This is a genomic window from Micromonospora sp. NPDC047738 (assembly GCF_040642675.1).
Classification (GTDB): domain Bacteria; phylum Actinomycetota; class Actinomycetes; order Mycobacteriales; family Micromonosporaceae; genus Micromonospora.
The window spans coordinates 1-23,441 of sequence record NZ_JBEYSO010000011.1 but is presented as its reverse complement, the minus strand read 5'-3'; the positions used below and the strand labels follow the sequence as shown (position 1 = coordinate 23,441).

Below are 23,441 nucleotides of genomic sequence, written 5' to 3'. Positions count from 1 at the left end.
CCTGGCCCGGCTGGGGTGGGGGTGGTCAGGTGAGGTGGGTGTCGAGGAGGTCCAGGGCGGCGGGGACGGTGTCGGCGACCAGGAGGAGGTCGAGGCCCGCCGGCTTGAGGAAGTGGTGGTCGGCGAGGGTGCGCAGCCAGTCGAGCAGCGGTCGGTAGAAGCCGTCCGCGTCGACCAGCACCATCGGCTTGGTGTGCAGGGCGAGGGTGGCCGTGGTCCACACCTCGAACAGCTCGTCGAGGGTGCCGAGCCCGCCGGGCAGCGTGATGAAGGCGTCCGACTTGTCGATCATCAGGGTCTTTCGGCTGGCCATCCCGTCGGTGACCAGCAGCTCGTCGGCGGCCAGGTCGGCGACCTCCAGGTCGACCAGGGCCTGCGGGATCACCCCGAGGGTGTAGCCGCCGGCGGCCCGCGCGCCGTCCGCCACCGCGCCCATCATGCCGACGCAGCCGCCGCCGCTGACCAGGGTGTGCCCGCGCCGGGCCAGCTCCGCGCCGGTCTCGGCCGCCAGGTCCAGCCAGCGCTGGTCGAGGGTACGGGAGGAGGCGCAGAACACGCAGATCGCGGCCACGGTCAGCCCCGCTCCGCCGGGCGTTCCCCGGGCCGGCCCCCGGCCGGCCCCTCGGGCGCGGGCTCGGGCGCGGCCTCGGCGGCGGCCTGCTGGTCGGCGGCGCCCCGGGCGACCGCCTCCTCACGGATCGCCTCCTGCTCGGCGGAGAGCACCGCCTCGGCCTCCACGATGTGCCGGACCGCCTCCTCGACGTCGTCGGTGAGGCAGATCAGCTCCAGGTCGGTCGGGCCGATCTTGCCCTCGCCGGCCATGCTGTCCCGCAGCCAGTCGATCAGGCCCCGCCAGTAGTCGATGCCCATCAGCACCACGGGGAAGCGGGTGACCTTGCCGGTCTGCACCAGGGTGAGTGCCTCGAACAGCTCGTCCATGGTGCCGAAGCCGCCGGGCAGCACCACGAACGCCTGGGCGTACTTGACGAACATGGTCTTGCGGGCGAAGAAGTAGCGGAAGTTGATGGCCAGGTCGACCCACTCGTTGATGCCCTGCTCGAACGGCAGCTCGATGCCGAGCCCGACGGAGAGCCCGCCCGCCTCGCTGGCCCCCCGGTTGGCCGCCTCCATCACCCCCGGGCCGCCGCCGGTGATCACCGCGTAGCCGGCGCGGGCCAGGGCGGCGCCCAGCTCCTCGGCGAGCCGGCACTCGGGGCTGTCCGGCTTGGCGCGGGCCGAGCCGAAGACACTGACCGCGGGCGGCAGGTCGGCGAGAGTGTCGAAGCCCTCGACGAACTCGGAGAGGATCCGCAGCGCCCGCCAGGCGTCCCTGGTCTTCCAGTCTCCCCGGCCCCGGGAGTCCAGCAGCCGCTGGTCGGCCGTGCTGGTCGGGATGGCCCGGTTGCGCAGCGTGACGGCACCCCGGTGCCGTTCTCCCCTCGGCCCCCGGCCGGGTTGCCGCCCGTTGCTCTGGCTCATGGAGCCACCGTAGTGGAGCCACCGCGGTGTGGTGCGGAGCCGGGCGAGCCGGAGAAATTCTTGGCGATCTTGGGCAACTAATTCGCTCGCTCGGACGTCGTACTATTCACATACGGGGTATGCCCTGGGCGCGACCTTCGGGGGAGGGAGCCAGCGTTGATCAGCAACACCGAGATGATCCGGATCCGCCGGCAGATGCAGCGGCGGATCCGCGACGTGGTGGCCGAGCGCCGCCGCGCCCGCATGATGGAAGCCCACCACACCGACCTCACCGGTGAGACCACCGAGCCGGACTCCTCGCTGACGACGGCCGGCTGACCGTCCGCCGGAACGACCCCGGGGGGTCCGCGTCACCGACGCGGGCCCCCCGATCGCGTACCCGGGTCAGGCGGCGAGCCAGCGGTGCAGCGTCGCCGCGCCGTCTCTGATCTTGGTCAGCTCGACGTGCTCGTCGGGGTGGTGGGCCAGGTTCGGGTCACCGGGACCGAAGTTCAGCGCCGGGATGCCCATGGCCGCGAACCGGGCCACGTCGGTCCAGCCGAGCTTGCCGATCGGGGCGGCGCCCACCGCGGCGAGGAACTCCTGCGCGGGGGCGGCCGTCAGGCCGGGCGGCGCACCCGCCGCCGCGTCGGTGATCGCCAGCTCGAAGCCGGCGAAGACCTCGCGCAGATGCGCCTCGGCCTGCTCGGGCGTCCGGTCCGGGGCGAAGCGGTAGTTGACCTCGACCGCGCACCGGTCCGGCACCACATTGCCGGCCACGCCGCCGTGGATGCGGACCGCGTTCATGCCCTCCCGGTAGTCGCAGCCGTCGATGGTGACCCGCCGCGCCTCGTACGCCGCCAGGCGCCGCAGCACCTCACCGGCCGCGTGGATGGCGTTCACCCCGTGCCAGGAGCGCGCCGAGTGGGCGCGTACGCCGGTGGTCGACACGATCGCCCGCATGGTGCCCTGGCAGCCGGCCTCGACGATCCCGTACGTCGGTTCCAGCAGCACCGCGAAGTCGGCCTGGAGCCACTCGGGGTGGGCCTGGGAGACGAGGGTGAGGCCGTTGTACTTCGACTCGATCTCCTCGGCCTCGTAGAAGAAGTAGGTGACGTCGTAGCGCGGGTCCGGCAGGGTCACCGCCAGATGCAGCGCGAAGGCCACCCCGGACTTCATGTCGGAGGTGCCGCAGCCGTACATCAGGTCGCCGCGCATGGTGGACGGGAAGTTGTTGTTGAGCGGGACGGTGTCCAGGTGGCCCGCGAGCACCACCCGCTGCGCCCGGCCCAGGTCGGTGCGCGCCATCACCGTGTTGCCGTGCCGGAACGTGGTCAGGTGCGGTACGCCCCGCAGCACATCCTCGACGCAGTCGGCAATGGCCTTCTCGTTGAGGGAGACGGACTCTATGTCGACCAGGGCGCGGGTCAGCGCCACCGGATCAGCCAAGACCTCGGGGGTCAGCGGGTTCTGCATGGTTGGCACGGTACCGTCATCTGCGGTGAGCACGAGGAGCGAGCGTTCCTGGGCGGCTCGCGTGGGACGCGGTCGCGCGGGAATGGGAGACGAGCTTGCGAGCCCCCAGCCGCGAACGAAAGGTGCAACTGTGACGTCCTCAGAACCAGCCTGGGGCATCGGACTGGCCACCGTCACCGCTGACGACCAGGTGCTCGACACCTGGTACCCGACCGGCAAGCTGGGACTCGGCGAGCTGCCGCTGGTCCCCGGGGAGGACCAGGCCGACGTGCTCGACCTGCCGCCCGGCGCGGTCGGCGGGCGGGCACTGCCCGGCCTGCGTACGGTCGAGGTGGTCACCGTGATCGGCTCGCTGGACGATCCGATCAAGGACGCGGCCGACGCGTACCTCCGGTTGCACCTGCTCTCCCACCGGCTGGTGCGGCCCAACGAGCTCAACCTCGACGGCATCTTCGGCAAGCTGGCCAACGTGGCCTGGACCTCGGCCGGGCCGTGCCCACCCGAGCGGGTGGACGAGCTGCGCGTCATCGAGCGGGCCGCCGGCCGCCACCTCGCCGTCTACGGCGTGGACAAGTTCCCCCGGATGACCGACTACGTGGTCCCCTCCGGCGTGCGGATCGCCGACGCGGACCGGGTCCGGCTCGGCGCGCACCTGGCCGCCGGCACCACCGTCATGCACGAGGGCTTCGTCAACTTCAACGCCGGCACCCTCGGCACCTCAATGGTCGAGGGGCGGATCGTGCAGGGCGTGCTGGTCGGCGACGGCTCCGACATCGGCGGCGGCGCCTCGATCATGGGCACCCTCTCCGGCGGCGGCACCGACAAGGTGCGGATCGGCGAGCGGAGCCTGATCGGCGCGAACGCCGGGGTGGGCATCTCGCTCGGCGACGACTGTGTGGTGGAGGCCGGCTGCTACATCACCGCCGCCTCCAAGATCACCCTGCCGGACGGCCGGGTGGTCAAGGCCCGCGAGCTCTCCGGGGTGGACGGGCTGCTCTTCTGGCGCAACTCGGTCACCGGAGCGCTGGAGGCGAAGCCGCGTACCGGCCGGGGCATCGAGCTGAACGCGGCCCTGCACGCCAACGACTGACGCGGAACGGGCCGGGGCGGTGGCCGCCCCGGCCCGTGCGCCGTCCGGTCCGCGGCGGGGAGACCGCAGACCCGGACGACTCACCGCAGGCGGTACGCCTGGATGATCCGCTGGGACACGGTGTTGCCGGCGCTGTCCCGGGCGGTGGCGCGCAGCGATACGTACCCCGGGCCGGCCGGGTGCCGGACGCTGGCCGCCCAGCCCGCGCCCGTCCGGTGCAGGTCCGCCTTCCGCCAGGTCTTGCCACCGTCGTACGAGACGTCGACGGTGAGCACCGCGACCGTGGCGGCCGGCGCGCCGGGCTGCCGTTCCACCGTCACCGGGAAGGTGAAGGGCCGGCCGGCCGGTGCGCTCTGGTCGGTCGACAACGACGGCGCGAAGCGCACCGCCATGGCGGGCAGCCGGGCCCAGTCGTCACCCGGGACGTGCGTCGAGCGGAACGTCCAGGCGGCCGACATCTCGGTGCTCAGGTCGGTGAAGCTCCGGGCGCCGGAGACCTCCAGCCGGTAGTCCGCCGCCCCCGGCGGGACGGCGAATTCCCCGTACCCGGCGTACGGCTGCGCCCCGACGAGCTTGCCGTTGCGGTACAGCGCGGTCTGCTCGGTGTCGTGTCGGGAACCACCGGGGTGACCGGCGGCGTCGCTGTACACCGGCAGGTTGACGGCGATCGTGTCGCCGTTGCGCGTGATGCCCTGCTCCGGCCAGCGCGGCTGCGGGAAGGACGGACCGTACGGCGCGGAGCCCCACTCCTCACGGTAGGTCCGGCCGGCCCGGTACCGGGTGTCCACCGACTGCAGCACGGCCTGCACCTCCAGCCACCCGTCTTCGCCGCGGGCGCCGAAGTCCAGCTCGGAGCTCCACTGGGTCCGCGACGTGCTGTAGTGCTCGATCCGCCGGCCGGGCAGGACGACCGGCACGACGATCGCCGAGCCGCCGATGTTGTAGTCCGACTCGGGGAAGACGATCCGCTCGTTCGCCAGCCCCGGGTAGCCGCCACGGAACTGGTGCACGACCGTGGCCAGGTCGGCCGGCCGGTAGTGCCGGACGTACCCGGTCGGCCAGCGGCCGGGGAACAGCTCGTTGAGCGCGTAGAAGTACGGGCTGGTCTCCGGGGCCCGCGGCTCGGCCCACTGGCTGGCCAGGGCACCCACGAACTGCGTGTCGGGGACGTCGCGGCCGAGTTGGGCGGTGTACAGCCCGTCGAAGCTGAACGTCCAGAGCCCGAAGCCGAAGTAGTAGTCCCCGACGCCCCAGTTCGCTGAGAGGTCGATCAGCAGCGGGGCTGCCCCGCGCTGCGGCACGGTGCTCCGGACCGGCTTCGCCTGCCGGGCGTCGATGGTGAGCCGCAGGTCGCGGTCCACCACCAGCTCGGGCTGGACCAGCATGGACACCTCGGACCAGCCCTCGTCGCCGGGGACGTAGAGCAGGCTGCTCATGCCGTAACGGCCCTTGGGGACGCGGACCCGCGCCTCGCCGTCCGGGTCGTACACGTCCCGGTACGCCGAGCCGTCCAGGCCGATCAGGCTGGTGAAGTAGTTGCCGGTGGACGCGCCGGCCCGGTCGCGGTGGACGACCGTCAGGTCGTAGCTCTCCACCTCCCGGTCGACGGCCAGCGGGGTGACCGCCACCGCCGCCCCGGCGCGGGCGACCAGCCGCCCGGTCCAGTAGCCGTCCACCCCGCCGAGCCGGGTGTCCGCGGTGACGGTGACCTGGGCGGTGCCGCCGGCCGGCACGGTGAGCCGGGACGCGCTGAGGGTGAACATTCCGGCCGGCGCGGGGCGTCCCTCCGGCCCGGTGACCTCGGTCGCGAGGTCGAGGGTGAGCGGTGCGCTGCCGCCGTTCCGGTAGGTCACCGTCCGGGCGATCGGCTGGTCGTCGCCGTGCGGCCAGGCCGCCACCCCGAACGAGACGCCGACCGGGTCGCTGGTGACCTGCTGGGTGATCGCGTGGGCCACGTCGACCCGCCCGGCGCCCTGCTGGAACGCCGTCTGGTCCGGGTGCGGCTTCGCGGCGGCCATCAGGGTGGCCTTGTACTGCCCGGCCGTCCAGCCGGGGTGCTGCTGGGCCAGCAGCGCCACCGCGCCGACCACGTGCGGAGTGGCCATGGAGGTGCCGGAGAGGGTGACGTACTTCTCCCCCACCGGGTCGCCGATGACGCCGTTGGTGGCCCGGGCGGCCACGATGTCGACGCCGGGGGCGGTGATGTCCGGCTTGAGGCCGCCGTCGCCGACGCGTGGCCCGCGGCTGGAGAAGTCGGCCAGGGCGTCGTTCCGGTCGACCGCGCCGACGGCCAGCGCGGCGTCGGCGGTGGCCGGCGAGCCGACCGAGCCGTCGAAGCCGTCGTTGCCGGCCGCGACGACGAAGAGGGTGCCGGTCTGCGCGGTCAACGTCCCGACCGCCTGCTCCAGCGGGTCGACCTCGGGGGTGTCCCCGCCGCTGAGACTCATGTTGACCACGTCGGCGTGCTTCTCGGCCGCGGCCCACTGCATGCCGGCGAGGATCGCCGATTCGGTGCAGCCCTCGTTCTCGCAGACCTTGCCGGAGAGCAGGGTGGCGTCGGGGGCGACGCCCCGGTACCTGCCGCCGGAGGCGGCCCCGCTGCCGGCGATGATCGAGGCGACGTGGGTGCCGTGCCCGATCACGTCGTCCGCCTCGGTCGCCTCGCTGAAGTTGCGCGAGTCGGCGACCTTGCCGGCGAGGTCGGGGTGGCTGAGGTCGACGCCGGTGTCGAGCACCGCGACCGTGACGCCCTTGCCGGTCCAGCCGGCGGTCCAGGCGGCCGGAGTGCCGATCTGCGGCACGCTGTGGTCGAGGGTCACCCGCCGCCGGCCGTCCAGCCAGACCCGGTCGACGCCCTCCGCCGTGTCGACCCGGGCACCGGTCCGGCCGGCGGCGACCGCACCCCAGACCGCGCCGGCGTCGGCCTTCGTCGCGACCAGCGCCGCGCCGCCGATCGCCGGCAGCTCGCGGGTCACCCGGGCGCCCGCGACCGGGGTCGCCGCGCGCCGGGCCATCCCGGGCCGGTACGACACCAGCAGCGGCAGCGTGTCCCGGTGGGCGTCGTCGTAGCCGGCCGCGATCAGCTCGGTGACGTCGAAGAGCCGCCGGTCGACCCGGCCGGCCCGGACCAGCGGCAGGGCGTCCTGCGGCAGCACGGTGAGGTGACCGCGGTCCCGCCCGACCAGGAAGCCGACGCCGGCCCGGCCGGCGCCGGGGCGAACCGCGGCCTGTCCGGACGTGGTGACGATGACCTGGTCGCCGGTGATCAGGGTGACGGTGACCGGCTTGCCGGCGGTCGTCGGGGCGGCGGCGCGGGCGCCCGCGGTGCCCGGGGCCGCCGCGGGAGCGGCGGACGCCGGCACGGGTACGCCGAGCGCGAGGCCCAGGGTGAGGCCGAGCCCGGCCAACTTTCTTCTGTTACGGCGCAACGTTCCTCCTTCGGGAAGCGTCGTCATCGATGAGAGACACATCGACGACCGCCAGAATTACATACCGCGTATGCAATCGAATGTCAGGAACGCGACTGTCGCCGCCCCCGGCCGGGCACCCCACCGGGGCATGATTTCGTCGTGACCACCATGAAGGAACGCATGCTCGCCGGCGAGCTGTACATCGCGGACGATCCCGAGATCGCCGCCGATCTGGACCGGGCGGCCCGGCTCACCGAACGGTTCAACAGCAGCTCGGCCGACGACCCCGAGGGACGGCTCGCCGCACTACGCGAACTGCTCGGCACGGTGGGCGAGGGTGCCTGGGTCCGGCCACCGTTCTACTGCGATTACGGCTGGCAGACCCACCTCGGCCCGCGCACCTTCGTCAACTTCAACGCGGTCTTCCTCGACGTCGCCCGGATCACCATCGGCGCGGACGTCCAACTGGGACCGAACGTGCAACTGCTCACCGCCACCCACCCGGTCGAGCCGGAGCCCCGGCGGGCCAAGTGGGAGGCGGCGAAGCCCATCACGATCGGGGACAACGTCTGGCTCGGGGGCGGGGTCATCGTCCTGGCCGGAGTCACCATCGGGGAGAACACCGTGGTCGGCGCGGGTGCCTTGGTGACCCGGGACCTGCCCGCCAACGTGGTGGCCGTGGGTGACCCGGCGCGACCCGTACGCACCCTCGGCTGAGCGGCGGGCCCGTCACCGCGGCGGCGGTTCGGCCAGCCGGACCACCAGATCGGCGTACCCGGCGGTACCGGTGACCAGGGCGGCGTTCGACTCGTCGCTGCCGAGCGCCCAGGCTCGCGCCTGCTCCGGGGTCTTCCCGTACGCCTCGTGCCGGGCGGTCAGCCGGCGCACCCGCAGCTCGGCGTCCAGGTCGAGGAACCAGACGTCGTGCAGCAGGGTGCGTACCTCCTCCCACGGGTCGTCGCGGAGCAGCAGGTAGTTGCCCTCGGTCACCACCAGCCGGACCTCCGGCGGCACCTCGATCGACCCGGCGATCGGCTCCTCCAGGTCGCGCCGGAACGCCGGCGCCCAGACCGAGGTGGGCTCGATCCGGCGCAGTCGACGCAGGGTGGTGACGAACCCGTTGACGTCGAACGTGTCCGGGGCCCCCTTGCGTCCGTCGCGGCCCAGCCGGACCAGCGCCGACTGCGCCAGGTGGAAGCCATCCATCGGCACCAGCCGGGCGAGCGGCCCGACCTCGGCGACGATCCGCTCGGCCAGGGTGGACTTGCCCGCCCCCGGCGCACCGGCGATGCCGAGCAGCTGCCGCGGGCCGGCGTCGGCGAGGGCGCGCGCCCGGGCCACCAGCTCCTCGACGGGGAGCACCTGCGCCGGAGCGTCCGCCATGCTTCTCACCCTAGTGGCGTGGCGGCCGGAAGGTGCGCCGTGTAGGTGACCGCCCCGGCCGCCACCCGGCAGCCCGTCAGGTGGCCGCCGGCCGCCCCCAACTCCCGCAGGTACGCCAGCTCGCCCGCGTGCTCCGCGCCGGCCGGGAACTCGCACCGGTGGGTGGTGAACGAGCGCTCACCCAGCGCCGCCCGGGCCGCCCGTCCCTCGTCGAGCCGGCCGGTGAGGGCCCCGGCGTCCCCGGCCCGCAACGCGTCGGCGAGCTCGTCGAGGACGGCCCGGACCGCACTCAGCTCGGTCAGCACCCGCTCCCGGTTGCCGAGCAGCATGTTCGCGGTCCGCTCGGGCGGGCCGCCGGCCACCCGGGTGCCGTCGGAGAAGCTGCCGGCGGCGAGCGACAGCACCGCGTCACGCAGCGCGGCCCGCTGCACCGCCCCGGCCAGCGCGCCGGCGAGCAGGTGCGGCACGTGGGAGGCGAGCGCCGCGGCGGTGTCGTGCTCCGGGGCGGACATCGGCACCACCCGGGCGTGGAAGACGTCGATGACCAGCGCGGCGAGCCGCCGGAACGCGTCCAGCCCGGTCGGCCCCGGGCAGAGCACCCAGGCGGCCCCGTCGAGCAGCGTCGGACTGGCGGCGGCGAGGCCGGCCCGGTCGGCGCCCGCCATCGGATGGCCGGGCACGAACCGGTGCCCGAGCCCGTGCAGCATTGCGGCGGTGGCGACGTCCGACTTGGTGCTGCCCACGTCGGTGAGCACGCACTGGTCGTCGGTGGCGGCAGCCACCCGGGCCAGCGTCCGGGGCAGCGTGGGCAGCGGGCCACAGAGGAAGACGACGTCCCGGCCGGCGACCGCCTCCTCCACCGTGTCCGAGGCGAGGACGCCCTGCCGCTGGGTGTACTGCCGGGTCGCCGGGTCCGGGTCCCAGCCGGTCACGTCGAGCCCGGCGTCCCGGAGCCGGAGCAGCACCGAGCCACCGATCAGGCCGGTGCCGACCACCGCCGCCCGCGCCAATCCGCCGGTCCCGCCCGTCATCGACCCACCTCGGCGTCCCGTCGTACCGGGGCCGGGTCGGCCCCGCTGGAAGTCCCGCCGAGGATAACGTCCGGGCCGCAGCCCCGACCCCCGGTCACCGTGCGCTGCCAGCGGCGGCCACCTGCGCCGCCCTCCCCCATGATCGTCGCCGCGGCTCGCAGGGGCCGGTCGGATGGGGACGGAAGGGGGTTGTCCGAGCGGCGCTCACGTCGTACGGTCCCCGGCGACCCGCCCGGCATCGACGCCGGGCGCTTCTCACGGGGAAAGGAAACACATGTCCGCGACGTACCGGGCACTCGCCTCGGTGGTCATGTTGATCGGCTTCTACGTCGTCGCGCTGCTGCAGCTCGCCGCGGTGGCCGCGCTCGGCGTGTGGTTGTTCCACCACACCACTGGCGTGCTGACCGTGAAGCTCCTGCTCCCGCTGCTACTCGCCCTCGGTGCGGTGGCCGTCGGGCTGTGGAAGGCGATCAGGGTCAAGAGCGAGCCGGCGCCCGGCCTGATCCTGACCGAGCAGGGGGCGCCGCTGCTCTGGGCGACCGTACGGGAGCTGGCGCAGGCGGTCGGCACCCGGGCGCCGGACGAGATCCGCCTGGTGCCGAACGTGAACGCCGCGGTCACCGAGCAGAGCCGCCTGCTCGGTCTGCTCGGCGGCCGGCGCACCCTCTACGTCGGCCTGCCGCTGCTCCAGGGGATGCGGGTCGACCAGCTCCGCGCGGTGCTCGCGCACGAGCTCGGCCACTACTCGGGCAGCCACACGCGCCTGGGTGGGGTCGCCTACCGGGGCCGACTGGCCATCGAGGAGACGATCGAGCGGATCAGCCCGCGCAACCCGATCGGGTGGGTCTTCAAGGGGTACTCGAAGCTCTACCTCCTGGTCGACCGGGCCAACGTACGGCGACAGGAGCTGGAGGCGGACCAGGCGGCCGTACGCCTCGCCGGCCACGAGGCGATGACCTCCGCGCTGCGTACGCTGCCCGCGATCGGCGCGGCCTGGAACTTCTACGAGAGCCGGTACATCGAGCCGGGCTGGGCGGCCGGGCTGGCGCCGGACGACTTCTTCGGCGGTTTCGGCCACCTGCTCCAGGCGCGCCGCGACGAGATCGACGAGGTGCGGGAGAACGCCCCGGACCGGGAGCCGTCCCGCTGGGACACCCACCCGCCGGTCGGGGTCCGGGTGGCCGCGATCGCCCAGATGCCACCGGTGCCGGTGGCGCCGGACGACCGGCCCGCATGGATCATGCTGGCCGATGTGGCCGCCGCCGGCCGCGCCCTGCAGGGCGCCGTCGTCGCGTACGGATCCCGGCGGCTGCTGCCCTGGGCCGAGTTCACCGCGGAGTCGGTGGCCGCCTCGGTGCAGGAGCAGGCGGACCACCTCTACCGGGCGGCCGGCCGGTTCACCGGCACGCCGTCGCCGGGCCTGCCGACCATCCTGGAGCTGGTCCGCGACCGCCGGCTCGGCGAGTTCGCCGAGCAGTTCTTCCCCGATGCCACCCGCAAAGAGGCCGCGGCGGCCTTCGCCGGGCCGATGGAGACGCTGTTCGACAACGCGGCGGTGCGCTCGGGGCAGGCGTACTGGCAGCTCTCCTGGTCCGGTCCGGCCCGGCTGGTCGGCCGCTCGGGCGAGCCCTGGGACCTGGCCGAGATCGCGAAGCTGGCGGTCTCCCCGGAGACCCTGGACGAGGCGCTGGCGCGCCTGGCCGAACGCGGTGTCGACGTACGGCAGTCGACGGTGGTGCAGGCCCGCGCCTCCGCGCGCAACGCCGACCTGATCGGCGCCCTCGCCAACATCAAGATCGACGGCCGGGAGCACGACGTGTTCGTGCTCGACAACGGGCTGGTCCTGGTCCCCGACCCGGGGAAGTCCCACGAGGGCGAGAATCGGCTCAAGCAGGTGCTCGGCGCGACGCCGATCGCCGAACTGGCCGCCCACAACCCCTACCTGCCGTACGAGGAGATCCGCTCGGTCGAGGTGACCAAGCAGGTGCCGCTGAAGGCGACGCTGACCCTGCACGACGGCCGGACGGTGCAGGTGCAGGAGTTGATGGCCAGCGAGCTGCTGGAGAAGCACAGCCGGGACACCCTGCTGCGGGTGTTCGCGCAGATCAACGACTGACGCGACGCGGCGGCCGGCCCGCAGGGGCCGGCCGCCGCGTGGATCCCACCTGGCCGGCCGGCACGCGAGGGCGGCCGGCCGCGGTGCGGGCCCCCGGGCCGACCGCCGCCCGGCGAGGGTCAGGCTTGGGCGAGCCGGCCGGCGACCGCCGCGATGTGCTCGTCGGACTCGGTCAGCGCCGCCCGGACGTGCCGGGCACCGGCCGGGCCGTAGAAGATCCCGGCGGCGACCAGGATGCCCCGCCGGGCCAACCAGTCGACGGTGTCCCAGCAGTCCTCGTCCCGGGTCATCCACAGGTAGAGCCCGGCCTCCGAGTGCTCGACCGTGAAGCCGGCGCCGGTGAACGCCGCGTACAGCCGCTCGCGCCGGGCGCGGTAGCGCTCCCGCTGCGCGTCGGCGTGCGCCTGGTCGCCCAGCGCGGCCACCATCGCCGCCTGCACCGGGGCCGGCACGATCATGCCGGCGTGCTTACGGATCTTGAGCAGTTCGGCCACCAGCGCCGGGTCACCGGCGACGAACCCGGCCCGGTAGCCGGCGAGATTGGAGCGCTTGGAGAGCGAGTGCACCGCCAGCACGCCCTCGTACGACCCGCCGCAGACCTCCGGCGAGAGGATCGAGACGGGCTCGGCGTCCCAGCCGAGCGGCAGGTAGCACTCGTCACTGGCGACCACCGCGCCGCGCTCGCGGGCCCAATCGACCACCTTGCGCAGGTGGGTGGCGGGCAGCACCCGCCCGGTCGGGTTGCCGGGCGAGTTGACCCAGACCAGCCGCACCCGGGGGGTGGGACCGACCGCGGTCAGCGAGTCGGTGCGCATCGTGGTGGCACCGGCCAGCCGGGCCCCGTCCTCGTACGTCGGGTAGGCGATGGACGGCACCACCACCACGTCACCGGGGCCGACGCCGAGCAGCGTGGGCAGCCAGGCGACCAGTTCCTTGGAACCGATCGTCGGCAGCACCCCGAGCCCGTCGACGCCCGCGCCGCAGGCCCGGGCCACCCAGGCCGCGATGGCGTCCCGCAGCGCGGGGGTGCCCGCGGTGAGCGGGTAGCCCGGGGCGTCCGACGCGTCGGCCAGCGCCCGCCGGATCAGCGGCGGCACCGGGTCGACGGGCGTGCCCATCGAGAGGTTGATGAGACCGTCCGGGTGCGCCGCGGCCGTCGCGGCCGCGGCGTCCAAGGTGTCCCAGGTGAAGTCGGGCAGCCGCGACGAGACCGGCGCGGGCCGGTTCAGTGGCCCTCTCCGCGCGACGGCTGGGCGGCCACGAACGTGGCGTCCTTCTCCACCTTGCCGATCTTGGAGGCGCCGCCGGGCGAGCCCAGGTCCTCGAAGAACTCGTAGTTCGCCCCGGTGTAGTCCTTCCACTGCTCCGGGACGTCGTCCTCGTAGAAGATCGCTTCGACCGGGCAGACCGGCTCACAGGCACCGCAGTCGACGCACTCGTCGGGGTGGATGTAGAGCATCCGGTTGCCCTCGTAGATGCAGTCGACCGGGCACTCCTCGATGCATGCCTTGTCGAGCACATCCACGCACGGCTCGGCGATGATGTAGGTCACCGGTCTTCTCCTCCGCAAGACTCATCGCGATCACCCGCGACGGTAAGAGCCTAGTATCTCGCCGGGGAGGGGGTCGATCGTGCTCCGACAGCAGGACGTAGGACACCGGATCGTGGTCCGCCGGATTGTGGGGATTCGCGAGGGCAGACCGCTCTTCTCCGACGCGCTCGGTGATCTGGTCGAGCTGAGCGAGACCCACATCACGCTGGCCACCGACCATGGGCGGTTACGGGTCCCCGTCGGCGAGGTGCACCGGGCCAAGCGGGTCCCGGCGGCCCGCCGGCCCACCGCCACCGCGGTGGCCGCCCTGGAACTGGCCGCCGACGAGGCCTGGCCCGCCCCGGTACGCGGCCGGCTCGGCGACTGGCTGCTGCGCAGCGCCGCGGGCTGGACCGGCCGGGCCAACTCGGCACTGCCGGTCGGCGACCCGGACCGCCCGCTGCCCGCCGCGCTGGACGCCGTGCAGCGCTGGTACGCCGATCACGGCCAGCCCGCCCTGGTGAACACCCCGCTGCCGCTGGCCGCGCCGGTCGGCGCGGAGCTGGACGCCCGGGGCTGGGCCGCCCGGCCGCCGGTGCTGGTGCAGACGGCCGCGCTCGCCGCGCTGGCCGCGCCGCCTGCCGGGCGAGCGGGCGCCGACCTGGCCCCGGGGTCGCGGCCCGGGCGGGGCGAGCCCCCGGTCGAGCTCACCCCGGCCCCCTCCGACGACTGGCTGGCGATCGCCGCGGGCCGCAAGGGCGGCCTGCCGGACGCCGCCCGGCACGTGCTCACCGCCGTGGACCGGATCCGCTTCGCCCACGTGTACGCCGACGGCCGGCTGCTCGCCGCCGGCCGGGGCACGGTGACCGGCGGCCGCTGGCTGGGGCTGACGTCGATCGAGGTGCTGCCCGAGGCGCGCCGGCAGGGACTGGCCGGCCGGGTGATCCGGTCCCTGGTCCAGTGGGGCCTGGCGGAGGGCGCCACGCACGCGTTCCTCCAGGTGGAGCAGCGCAACACCCCGGCCGTGAACCTCTACCGGGGGCTCGGCTTCACGACCCACCACACCTATCTGACCCGGGTCGCCCCGGCCTGACCGGGGCGGGGCGGGGCACCGCCAGGATCAGCGACGGACCACCTTGCGCGGCTTGGCCGCCTTCAGCTCGGCGAACCGCTTGAGCTGCTGGGAGCGGTAGTCCCGGCCGAGCGCGGTGAGGCTCAGGTAGCCCACCAGCACGCCGGCCGCGGTGGCCGCCAGGTAGAGCCAGATCTGGGCGAAGAACAGCCCGGCGCCCCCGCCGAACGGGTTCTCGCCGACCAGCAGCGGACCGACGAACACGGTCAGCGCCAGCGCCACAGCGACCGCGGCGGCCAGGTCACCGGCCAGGCGGCCCAGCGGCCGGTCGGCGCCCCAGCGGAAGCCCAGCACGGCGAGGATCAGCCCGATCACCAGGAACATCGCCAGGGAGACGCGGTCACTGGCGGTGTCGTTGTCCGGAAAAGCGAACTTGATCAGCAACCGGGCCACCACGTTGACCACGAACAGCGCCGCCGCCAGCACGCCGACCGCGCGCCACCGCTCCCTCATCGCACGCCTCCCGCCGTAGCGCCCGCCCCCACGGCGGACTCCTTGGCAGGAATATCTACCACCGCAACCTATGCGGCGTCTGCACCGTGGCACCGAGGCCGGGGCGCAACCGGTCCTCGGGCCCGGCCCGAGTCGGGACCCAGGCCTGTCCTGCCCGCCGGTTCGGCCGCAACGGTCACCATGTTCGACTACGCAGCGCGACAGCCTGGGGTCAATCACTCTGCGTGCGCGCCCGCGTCGCCGCCGGTGGGACCCTCTCGGCGCTTTGCTCTGCAGCCACGGACGCAGCACCGTATTGAGCTGGCCGTTCGTCGCGCACACGGGCACGCCTCAGCCCCGGCTGAGACCACGCTACGTTACTGGTGCGTGGATGGCTGCAGAGCAAAGGCAGCGACAAGCCGCCACCTCGGCCAGCCCTTCATCACCGTGGGTCATCGACGTGCGCCCCGCGCCCGGTCCGCCGGATGCGCCCACCGGGACGCCGCTCAACCGCATGGGATGCGCGGTCGTCCTGCTCGTGGCGGCCGTGATTGCGGGCTGGCCCAGGGGCGACCCGGGGCGCATCGCGTCACGCGGTCCATCCCGCGCGGTGCCAGCCTCAGTGGGCGGCGTTCGGCGGCACCACGAGCTGCCGGAAGCCCAGCACCGCGAAGGTGATCGCGCCAGCCACCACCAGCCCTAGGCCGAGCAGGTTGTCCCCGCTCAGCGCGAGGTCACCCTCGGCGGTCCGGATCCCGCCCGCGACGATCACCACGAACCAGGGCAGGGCGGGCAGCGCCGCCGCCCAGCGCGTACCGACCGCGACGTGGGCGAACCAGCCCACCAGGATCGTCAGCACCACCACCGCGGCGATCCCGCCCACTGCGAGGGAGGTGCCGACCACCGCCTTGACCGCGCCACCGGGCCGACCCTTGACCACCTCCCAGGCCCAGGTGGCGAAGAGCAGGTCCAGCACCGCGGCCAGCACGCCCGCCCAGACCGCCACCACCCCGCCGGCGACCCGCAGGGCGAGGTCCAGCACCCGCGCCGGCCGCGCGGGCGGCGGAGCGGGCTGCTGCTCGGGGGCGACCGACATCGGTACGGCCGGCACCGTCACCGGAGACCGGCCGCCGCGACCGGGGACCGGTCCGGCCCGTCCACTGGCAGCCCGGCGAAGAGGTCGTCCTCCCAGCCGTACGGGCCGCTGCCCGGGCCTTTCTCGCCGACCGCGAGGGTGAAATATTCCACGCCCATGAACTCGGCGCCGAAGTTGCCGGCGATCGAATAGAGCCAGGAGGTGGCCGGGATCTGGGTGGCGTGGGCCCGCATCGCCGCCTCCTTGGCGACGTGCCGCTCGGTGGCGTCGATCCGCGCGGCGATCTCCGGGTCCGGCGTGCCGAACGGCAGGTCGTCGACGCCGTCGATGCCGGCGAACGGGTTGTCCGAGGTCTCGGTGAACGCGTCCAGGCCGGCCTCCAGCACGCTGCGCGGCATCGCCGTCCAGTAGACCTTCGCCGGGGCGATCCCCTCGGCGACGGCCAACTCGTGGGCGCGCATCGCCACCCGGTGGGCCTGGATGTGGTCGGGGTGGCCGTAGAAGCCGTTCGGATCGTACGTGATCATGACCTGCGGCCGGATCTCCCGCATGATCTCCAGCAGGTGGCCGGCGGCCTCGTCGACGTCGGCCCCCCAGAAGGCCCTTGGGTGCTCGTTGGTGGGCAGGCCCATCATGCCGGAGTCGCGGTAGCGGCCGGCACCGCCGAGGAAGCGGTGGTCGGTGACGCCGAGCGCGGCGCAGGCGGCGGCCAGCTCGCCGATCCGGTACCCGCCGAGCTGGTCGGCCTCGGCCGCGGCGAGCTGGGCCAGCTCCGGTACGTGGATCTCACCCTCCTCTCCCAGCGTGCAGGTGACCAGGGTGACGTGGGCGCCGGTGGCGGCGTAGTGCGCCATCGTCGAGCCGGTGCCGATGGACTCGTCGTCCGGGTGCGCGTGGACCAGCAGGAGGCGTCGATCGGGCAGCTTCGTCACGACCGTCACTCTAACCGGCGGTCCTCTTCCCCCGACGCTTACGCGTCCGCGCAGGTCGGCCACATCACGCACGACACGCCTCTACGATCCGAGGCGTGGACTATCCCGAGCTGGCCGCCCGTACCCGTCGGTTCAGCCACGGGGCGCCGCGCGCCGTCTCCGTCGCGGACGACGGTTCCCGGGTGATCTTCCTGCGCTCCTCCGGACCGGAGGACCCGGCCGACGCGCTCTGGCTGCTGGACGTCACCTCCGGCGAGGAGCGGCTGGTCGCCGACCCGGCGGTGCTGCTCGGCACGGAGGGCGACCCGACCGCGCTGGCCCCGGGCGAGCGGGCGCTGCGCGAGCGGCTGCGGCTCGCGGCCGGCGGGATCGGCTCGTACGCCCTGGACGCCGCCGGCCGGGTGGCCGCGTTCGCGCTGGCCGGCCGACTGTTCCGGGCCGACCTGGTGCACGGCGACGTGGTCGAGGTGACCGCGATCGGCCCGGTGATCGACCCCCGCCCCGACCCCACCGGCGAACGACTGGCCTACGTCACCGACGCCGCCGAGGGGGTACGCCGGGGCCAGCTCCGGGTGGTCGAGCCGGACGGCACCGACAACCTCCTGGCCGGCGAGGACAGCGGCGTGACCTGGGGGCTCGCCGAGCACATCGCGGCGGAGGAGTTCGACCGGTTCCGCGGCTACTGGTGGGCTCCGGACGGGCGCTCGGTGCTGGCCGCCCGGGTGGACGAGTCCCGGCTGCCGCACTGGCACCTGCACGACCCGGCCGACCCGGCGAGCCCGCCGACGACCGTCGCGTACCCCCGGGCGGGTGGGCCGAACGCCGAGGTCAGCCTGCACCTGCTCGACCTCGACGGCGGCTGGGTCGACGTGCACTGGGACCGGGAGACCTACCCCTACCTGACCTCGGTCGACTGGGCGGACGGCGGGCCCCTGATCACCGTGCTGCGCCGGTCGCAGCAGCACGGGCTGGTGCTCGCGGTGGACCCGCGTACCGGGGAGACGCAGGTGCACGCGGAGCTGGCCGACCCGCGCTGGGTGGAGCCGATCCCGGGTACCCCGGCACACCTGCCGGACGGTCGGGTGCTGGTCGGCGGCGAGCTGGCCCACGACGGGTACGACGCGCGGTGCCTGTTCGCCGACGGGACCCTGCTCACCCCGCCCTCGCTCTACGTGCGCCGGGTGGTGGGGCGGCTGCCGGCCAACGGCGGCGCCCCGACCGACCTGCTGGTCGAGGCGAGCGAGGGCGAGCCGAGCCAGCGCCACCTCTACCGGGTCCGCACGGTGATCGGCGGCGGGGTGGACGCCCGCCGGATGGGCAGCGACCCGGGCTGGCACACCGCCGCGATCGGCGGCGCCACGCTGGTGGTCGGCATCGCGTCGCTGGAGCACCCGGGCACCCGCTGGACGGTGTGGCACGGCGACCGGGCGGTGGGCGAGCTGCGCTCGCGCGCCGCGACCCCGCCGTACGCGCCGCGGCCGACCATGGTCCGGGTGACCGACCGGCGGCTGCCGAGCGCGGTGCTCTATCCCGGCGAGCACGTCAAGGGCACGAAGCTGCCGGTGCTGCTGGACGTCTACGGCGGGCCGGGGCACCAGGAGGTGATCGCCGCCCGGGCGGTCTGGCTGGAGCGGCAGTGGTGGGCGGAGCAGGGCTTCGCCGTGGTGACCATTGACAACCGCGGCACCCCGGGCATCGCGCCGTCGTTCGAGAAGGCGATCCACCGCCGGGTGGCCGACGTGATCCTGGCCGACCAGGTGGACGCGCTGACCGCGCTCGCCGGCAAGCACCCGGACCTCGACCTGGCGCGGGTGGCGGTGCGGGGCTGGTCGTTCGGCGGCTGGCTGGCCGGGCTGGCGGTGCTGCGTCACCCGGAGCTGTTCCGCTGTGCGGTCGTCGGCGCCCCGGTCACCGACTGGGCGCTGTACGACACCGCGTACACCGAGCGCTACCTGGGCATGCCGGACGACGGCATGGATGTCTACGCCCACCACTCGCTGGTCGAGTTGGCCGCCGAACCGGTCGGCGACCCGGCGCAGGCCCGGCCGATGCTGCTGGTGCACGGCCTGGTCGACGACAACGTGGTGGCCGCGCACACGCTGCGGCTCTCGGCGGCGCTGCTGGCCGCCGGCCGGCCGCACGCGGTGCTGCCGCTCACCGGGGCCAGCCACATGGCCGCCGGGGGCGTCGCCGAACGCCTGCTCCGCCTGGAGCTGGACTTCCTCCGCCGGAACCTGTAGGGAAGGGCACCTGGTGTCGCCCACGCGAGAGCGCAAGAGCCCCTGCTCAACGCGCGGCGCGTTGAGCAGGGGCCCCTTGCGGTCAGGCCGTCACTGCTTCACGTAGGCGTCCACGAAGCTGGGCCAGCCGAAGATGCTGCCGATGAAGACACCACCGGCCTTCTCGCCGTGCGCGATGGAGATGACCTCGTTGTACAGCGGCACCGCGGGCGCCGATTCCTTCATGAGCCGCTCGTCCAGGTTGCTCCACTCCTCGGCCTGCTTCGCCGGGTCCTCCGCGAGCACCCGGTCGAACTCGGCGTTGATGGCGTCGTTGTTGAGCTGGGAAGTGTTGTTGCTGCCCTCGGCCTTGATGGCGCGGCCGTCGAAGAGCACCGGCAGGATCGCCGCGCCGCTGGGCCAGTCGGCCGCCCACGAGTCGACCCAGATGTCCCACGGGTTGCTCTTCTTCTTCACGAAGTCGAGGTAGCCGTCCGCGGGGATGGGCTTGATGGTGACGGTGAAGCCGGCCTTCTCCAGGGCGGCCTTGACCTGGGTGGCGGTCTCCTGCTGCCAGGTCTCGTCGCCGGTGCCGAGCACCAGGTTCACCGACTTGCCGGCGAGCAGCTCCTTGGCCTTGTCCGGGTTGCCGCTCTCGCCGGCCGGGTACGCGTCGAACTGCTTGTAGCCGAGCGTGGTGGGCGGCAGCAGGGTGGTGAGCGGCACGGCGCCGTACGGGCCGCCGAGGTTCTTGGTGATGCTGCTGCGGTCGATCGCGTAGTTGATCGCCTGCCGCACGGACAGGTCGGTGACCCGCGTCGTGTTGATGCTCAGCCGGAACGCGTTCGGCGTCGCCGCGACGATCATGCGCGCCTTGAGGGCCGGGTCACCGGTAACCTTCGCGATCAGCTCGGACGGCACGCCGCCGGTGGCCACCGCCGCCGCGTCGTTGCCGGTGCCGGCGAGGACTCGGTTGGTCTGGGTGGCCTGGTCCGAGCCGAGCGACCAGACGAACTTGTCCGGGTACGCGTGCCGCACCGGGTCCGTGGCCGGATCCCAGTTCGGGTTGCGTTCCAGCACCATCTCCACGCCGGGCTGGTTCTTGGTGAACTTGTAGGGCCCGGACGAGAACGGCTGGTTGTCCAGGTTGACGCCGGTGTCCTTGTCCGGCGGCAGCGGCGCGGTCGCCGGCAGCGACACGGCGAACGGCAGGTCACAGCGCGGCTTGTTGAACTCGAAGCGCAGCGTCTGCGCGTCCGGGGTGCTGAGGCCCGGCGGCAGCGAGGTCTTGTTGGCCTTGAAGTTCCACTTGGTGTCGTACTGCGGGCTGTCGGCCAGCCACTCCTGCAGATAGGTGGGGCCGCCGGTCAGGTCGGGGTCGAACGAGCGCGCGATGCCGTACGCGATCTCCTTGGAGGTGATCGGCCGCCCGTCCTCGAACTTGACGCCCTGCTTGATCTTGAATTCCCAGACCTTGCAGTCGTTGTTGACGTTCTTGCCGGGGGTCTCGGCCAGGTCACCGACCAGGGTCACGTTGCCCTTGCCGTCGTCCTTGAACGTGGTGAGGAACCGGGCGTAGAGCTGGCTGCCCATCAGCCCGGCGAACGAGTAGACCCGCTGCGGGTCCAGGTGGGAGATCTTGTTCTCCCGCAGGATGTAGAAGGTGCCGCCCTTGGCCGCGCCGGGCACCTCGGCCGCCGGGCCGAGCGAGTCCTTGGGGTCGGTCGCGATGGCGCCGCTGCGGGGCTTGTTGGTGTCCACCTTGTCGGCGTTGTCGCCGGTGTTCTTGCTGCATGCACTGAGGGCGACCACCAGTGCCATCGCACCGCCCATGGCGGTGGCGAGTCTTGCTCGCATACTCACTCCTCCGGGTCCGATGAAGGAAAGCTTCGCTCAGCTTTCATCCGCGGTAAATTTCGAGCAGATAACGAATCGACGGCGACACGCGAGCTCAGCCGAGGCGTACCCGCGGATCGATGTACGCGTAGAGCAGGTCGACCACGATGTTCGCGACGACCACGAAGAGCGCGGAGATCAGCACGGTGGCCATGATGGTCGGCAGGTCACCCTGGCGGACCGCCTCCACGGCGGTACGCCCCAGCCCCTGGATGCCGAACGTCGTCTCGGTGATGACCGTGCCGCCGAGTGCCGCGCCCACGTCGATGCCGGCGATCGTCACGATCGGGGTGATCGCCGCCCGCAGTGCATGCCGCCCGTAGATCTTCCGCTTCGCCACGCCCTTGGCCCGGGCCGTCCGCACGAAGTCCTCGGAAAGCGTCTCGAGCATCTGGGCGCGGGACAGCCGCGCGTAGATCGCGGAGAAGAGCAGGGCCAGGGTCACCCAGGCGAGCACCAGCCCGCGCGCCCACTCCACCGGATTCTCGAAGATCGGCGTGTACCGCGGCGTCGGCAGGATCTTCAGCGAGTAGACGAAGATCAGCAGGAGCACGGCCCCGACGAAGTAGAGCTGCAACGAGGCGAAGGTCAGCGTGAGCCCGATCGAGACGCGGTCGAGCAGCGAGCCTCTCCGGAGTGCCGAGATCATCCCGAGCCCCACCCCGATGGCCAGCCACAGCACCGCCGCCGGGAGCACGACGTTCAACGTCACCGGCAGCACCCGGGCGAAGGTGTCGCTGACCGCCTCGCTGTTGACGTAGGAGTAGCCGAGACAGGGTGCCTCGCATTTGCCGCCCTGCGCGCTGCCCAGGTCGCGGCCGACGAAGATGCCCTTCATGTAGTTGACGTACTGCTGGGGCTTCGGGTCGTTCAGCCCCAGCTCGGTACGCACCCGCTCCAGGCGTTCGGCGTTGCAGTTCTTCGGGCACATGCCGGTCACCGGGTCGCGGGGCAGCGCGAAGAACATCAGGAAGCTGACGACGCTCACCGCGAGCAGCACCGAGACCGCCAGCAGCAGCCGCTTCAGCAGGAACCGCACCATGTGCCGAACCCCTTACCGTGACGACTTCGGGTCGAGCGCGTCGCGCAGCGCGTCGCCGAAGAGGTTGAACGCGAGCACGAGCGCGAAGATGGTGATGCCGGGGAAGAAGACGTACGCCGGGTCGGTCTGCAGGTAGTCGATGCTGCGGTAGATCATCCGGCCGAAGCTGGGCACCGACTCGGGCAGCCCGACGCCGAGGAAGGACAGCGCCGCCTCGCCCGTCACGTACGACGGCACGGCGAGCGAGAACGACACCAGGATCGGGGCCCAGATGTTCGGCAGCAGTTGCCGGAAGAGCATGTGCCCCAGCCCGGCCCCGCTGGCCCGGGCCGCCTCCACGAACTCCCGCTCGCGCAGCGACACCACCTGCCCGCGGACCAGTCGGGCGGTGCCGGTCCAGCCGAACGCGGCGAAGACCACGATCAGCGTGGTGATTGCGAACCAGGTCGGGATCGCGTCGCGGGGGCCGTAGAAGCGCAGCGAGAACGTCGGCACCACGGCCAGCGCGAAGACGAGGAACGGCATCGCCAGGGCGACGTCGGTGAACCAACCGATCACCGAGTCGACCACCCCGCCCAGGTAGCCGGCGACGATCCCGAGCACCACGCCGATCGTCGTGGTCACCAGGGCGGCGCCGAGCGCGATCAGCAGGGAGGTGCGGATGCCGTAGATCATCCGGATGAAGATGTCCCGGCCCAGGCCGGGTTCGAGCCCGAACCAGTGGTCGCCACTGACCCCGCCGACGTAGCCGAGCGGCATGCCGGTGGCGTCCAGCAGGTCCCCGAACTGCTGGCTCGGCGACGTCCCGTAGAGCCGCGAGATCAGCGGCGCCGCCAACGCCGCCAGGATGAGCACGGCCAGCACGATGCCGCTGACCAGCGCGGTGCGGTCCCGGCGCAGCCGGCTCCAGACCAGTTGGCCGGGCGAGCGCCCGACGAGCCCCTTCTCCTCGGGACCCGCACCGGTGGACTCGATCTCGGCGAGGGCCACGCCCTCGACCGGGGACAGGCTCACTTCGACACCTCCTCGGCGGTCGCGCCGGCCGGCCCGGAGTCCTGGCTGATCGTTCCGGTCTCCGGGAAATGGCAGGCGGTGAGCTGCCTACCGCCGTCGCGGGTGATCAGGGCGGGTTCTTCGGTGGCGCAGTGGTCCTGGGCTTTCCAGCAGCGGGTGCGGAAGCGGCAGCCCGATGGTGGG

The 23,441-nt window shown here is 73.1% G+C and carries 20 protein-coding genes and 1 pseudogene; 6 read left to right on the top strand and 15 right to left on the bottom strand.

Annotation, left to right across the window (positions count from 1 at the left end; all coding sequences use genetic code 11):
- Positions 1-25: 25 nt before the first annotated feature.
- Positions 26-571: a TIGR00730 family Rossman fold protein gene (locus ABZ783_RS19065; protein WP_357439794.1), complete on the bottom strand. Its 546-nt coding sequence runs from the start codon at positions 569-571 to the stop codon at positions 26-28.
- 2 nt (positions 572-573) lie between these two features.
- Complete coding sequence (locus tag ABZ783_RS19060; RefSeq protein WP_357439791.1) at positions 574-1,479, bottom strand: TIGR00730 family Rossman fold protein; 906 nt, start codon at positions 1,477-1,479, stop codon at positions 574-576.
- Between the two features lie 156 nt (positions 1,480-1,635).
- On the opposite strand from ABZ783_RS19060, the gene ABZ783_RS19055 reads away from it, so the two are divergent.
- Complete coding sequence (locus ABZ783_RS19055) at positions 1,636-1,797, top strand: hypothetical protein (protein ID WP_357439789.1); 162 nt, start codon at positions 1,636-1,638, stop codon at positions 1,795-1,797.
- Positions 1,798-1,863: 66 nt separating this feature from the next.
- On the opposite strand, the gene dapE is transcribed toward ABZ783_RS19055, so the two are convergent.
- Positions 1,864-2,934, bottom strand: a complete 1,071-nt coding sequence (gene dapE, locus ABZ783_RS19050) for a succinyl-diaminopimelate desuccinylase (RefSeq protein ID WP_357439786.1) — start codon at positions 2,932-2,934, stop codon at positions 1,864-1,866.
- Between the two features lie 130 nt (positions 2,935-3,064).
- On the opposite strand from dapE, the gene dapD reads away from it, so the two are divergent.
- On the top strand, positions 3,065-4,024 hold the full coding sequence (gene dapD, locus ABZ783_RS19045; protein ID WP_357439783.1) for a 2,3,4,5-tetrahydropyridine-2,6-dicarboxylate N-succinyltransferase: 960 nt from the start codon (positions 3,065-3,067) through the stop codon (positions 4,022-4,024).
- A gap of 80 nt (positions 4,025-4,104) precedes the next feature.
- On the opposite strand, the gene ABZ783_RS19040 is transcribed toward dapD, so the two are convergent.
- Positions 4,105-7,452 (bottom strand): S8 family serine peptidase, encoded by a 3,348-nt coding sequence (locus ABZ783_RS19040; protein WP_357439780.1) that lies wholly within the window; start codon positions 7,450-7,452, stop codon positions 4,105-4,107.
- A gap of 141 nt (positions 7,453-7,593) precedes the next feature.
- On the opposite strand from ABZ783_RS19040, the gene ABZ783_RS19035 reads away from it, so the two are divergent.
- Complete coding sequence (locus tag ABZ783_RS19035) at positions 7,594-8,151, top strand: sugar O-acetyltransferase (protein WP_357439778.1); 558 nt, start codon at positions 7,594-7,596, stop codon at positions 8,149-8,151.
- Between the two features lie 12 nt (positions 8,152-8,163).
- On the opposite strand, the gene ABZ783_RS19030 is transcribed toward ABZ783_RS19035, so the two are convergent.
- Complete coding sequence (locus ABZ783_RS19030; RefSeq protein WP_357439776.1) at positions 8,164-8,817, bottom strand: nucleoside/nucleotide kinase family protein; 654 nt, start codon at positions 8,815-8,817, stop codon at positions 8,164-8,166.
- A gap of 5 nt (positions 8,818-8,822) precedes the next feature.
- On the bottom strand, positions 8,823-9,848 hold the full coding sequence (locus tag ABZ783_RS19025; protein WP_357439774.1) for a prephenate dehydrogenase/arogenate dehydrogenase family protein: 1,026 nt from the start codon (positions 9,846-9,848) through the stop codon (positions 8,823-8,825).
- A gap of 274 nt (positions 9,849-10,122) precedes the next feature.
- Here ABZ783_RS19025 and ABZ783_RS19020 point away from each other — a divergent pair, with 274 nt between their 5' ends.
- Positions 10,123-11,964, top strand: coding sequence for a M48 family metallopeptidase (locus ABZ783_RS19020; RefSeq protein ID WP_357439771.1), 1,842 nt, complete (start codon positions 10,123-10,125; stop codon positions 11,962-11,964).
- Positions 11,965-12,083: 119 nt separating this feature from the next.
- Here ABZ783_RS19020 and dapC read toward each other — a convergent pair whose 3' ends face one another.
- Positions 12,084-13,193: a succinyldiaminopimelate transaminase gene (dapC, locus tag ABZ783_RS19015; RefSeq protein WP_357440167.1), complete on the bottom strand. Its 1,110-nt coding sequence runs from the start codon at positions 13,191-13,193 to the stop codon at positions 12,084-12,086.
- A complete protein-coding gene (fdxA, locus tag ABZ783_RS19010; RefSeq protein ID WP_357439769.1) occupies positions 13,190-13,516 on the bottom strand; it encodes a ferredoxin in 327 nt (108 codons plus the stop codon). Before fdxA ends, dapC begins: the two co-directional genes overlap by 4 nt.
- A gap of 79 nt (positions 13,517-13,595) precedes the next feature.
- Here fdxA and ABZ783_RS19005 point away from each other — a divergent pair, with 79 nt between their 5' ends.
- Positions 13,596-14,588 carry a GNAT family N-acetyltransferase gene (locus ABZ783_RS19005; RefSeq protein ID WP_357439766.1) on the top strand — a complete coding sequence of 331 codons (993 nt, stop codon included), beginning with the start codon at positions 13,596-13,598 and terminating at the stop codon, positions 14,586-14,588.
- Positions 14,589-14,615: 27 nt separating this feature from the next.
- Here the strand turns inward: ABZ783_RS19005 and ABZ783_RS19000 are convergent, their stop codons facing one another.
- The 3 genes from ABZ783_RS19000 to mshB all read right to left on the bottom strand — a co-directional run bounded on the left by ABZ783_RS19000 (position 14,616) and on the right by mshB (position 17,096).
- Complete coding sequence (locus ABZ783_RS19000; RefSeq protein ID WP_357439764.1) at positions 14,616-15,080, bottom strand: hypothetical protein; 465 nt, start codon at positions 15,078-15,080, stop codon at positions 14,616-14,618.
- A 598-nt stretch (positions 15,081-15,678) separates the two neighbouring features.
- Positions 15,679-16,155, bottom strand: a complete 477-nt coding sequence (locus ABZ783_RS18995; protein WP_357439761.1) for a hypothetical protein — start codon at positions 16,153-16,155, stop codon at positions 15,679-15,681.
- Positions 16,156-16,172: 17 nt separating this feature from the next.
- Complete coding sequence (mshB, locus tag ABZ783_RS18990; protein WP_357439759.1) at positions 16,173-17,096, bottom strand: N-acetyl-1-D-myo-inositol-2-amino-2-deoxy-alpha-D-glucopyranoside deacetylase; 924 nt, start codon at positions 17,094-17,096, stop codon at positions 16,173-16,175.
- 86 nt (positions 17,097-17,182) lie between these two features.
- On the opposite strand from mshB, the gene ABZ783_RS18985 reads away from it, so the two are divergent.
- On the top strand, positions 17,183-19,327 hold the full coding sequence (locus ABZ783_RS18985; protein ID WP_357439756.1) for a prolyl oligopeptidase family serine peptidase: 2,145 nt from the start codon (positions 17,183-17,185) through the stop codon (positions 19,325-19,327).
- A gap of 90 nt (positions 19,328-19,417) precedes the next feature.
- Here the strand turns inward: ABZ783_RS18985 and ABZ783_RS18980 are convergent, their stop codons facing one another.
- The 4 genes and pseudogenes from ABZ783_RS18980 to ABZ783_RS18965 form a co-directional block, all read right to left on the bottom strand.
- A complete protein-coding gene (locus ABZ783_RS18980; protein ID WP_357439754.1) occupies positions 19,418-21,163 on the bottom strand; it encodes an ABC transporter substrate-binding protein in 1,746 nt (581 codons plus the stop codon).
- Between the two features lie 94 nt (positions 21,164-21,257).
- Positions 21,258-22,244: an ABC transporter permease gene (locus tag ABZ783_RS18975; RefSeq protein ID WP_357439751.1), complete on the bottom strand. Its 987-nt coding sequence runs from the start codon at positions 22,242-22,244 to the stop codon at positions 21,258-21,260.
- A 12-nt stretch (positions 22,245-22,256) separates the two neighbouring features.
- Positions 22,257-23,258 (bottom strand): ABC transporter permease, encoded by a 1,002-nt coding sequence (locus ABZ783_RS18970; protein ID WP_357439748.1) that lies wholly within the window; start codon positions 23,256-23,258, stop codon positions 22,257-22,259.
- A pseudogene (locus ABZ783_RS18965) lies at positions 23,255-23,441 on the bottom strand (dipeptide/oligopeptide/nickel ABC transporter ATP-binding protein); the annotation flags it as partial. The pseudogene ABZ783_RS18965 and the gene ABZ783_RS18970, both read right to left, overlap by 4 nt.